The organism is Streptococcus mitis SK1080 (assembly GCF_000220085.1).
Classification (GTDB): Bacteria; Bacillota; Bacilli; order Lactobacillales; family Streptococcaceae; genus Streptococcus; species Streptococcus mitis_K.
The window spans coordinates 1-596 of record NZ_AFQV01000025.1; the positions used below are offsets into that span (position 1 = coordinate 1).

Below are 596 nucleotides of genomic sequence, written 5' to 3' on the forward strand. Positions count from 1 at the left end.
AGTGAAGATTTCCCTGGACAGATTGTTCTATCATATAAAGGAACTGATTTTGATGTAAGATTCTATCTTGGAGATTTTAATGCAGAAGGAATGCATCAATCGGAATTACAATATTTTACAGAAGAAGAAAAAGAACAGATTTTAAATTCAAAGAATGCCTTAATTGTTTATATGAAATTTGAAGGAGATGCTAAAAAATGTTACCATTTACAGCTTAAGCTTGTATATGCTATGGTTCCTGAAATGGTTGCTCTTTGTGATGAAAGTGCTGAAAGAATGCTAAATAAAAAATGGGTTGAATTAGCAGCGAAATCAAATGTACTTCCTTCTCCATCAAGCCTATATACTGTTCAAGCTGTTTGTGATGAGAATGAAGTTTGGTTACATACTCATGGATTATGTAGATGTAATCTTCACGAAATAGAGATTTTGGATTCAAATAAGAAAGATTACGAATCACATTATAGCTTACTTTCTAATTACGCTTCTATAATGATAGATGGAAATTATTCTAATGAAGATGAAGAAGAGATACATTTAGGAATGTTTTATGATGGAGAGCCAATAGTTGCTACATCTAAAAAATGGATTGATGC

Annotated in this window: 1 protein-coding gene; it reads left to right on the plus strand. The window is 31.2% G+C overall.

The genetic code is table 11. From position 1 onward, the window contains the following. A partial coding sequence (locus HMPREF9957_RS11005) for a DUF4026 domain-containing protein (protein ID WP_000309927.1) occupies positions 1-596 on the plus strand: 596 nt, incomplete at both ends.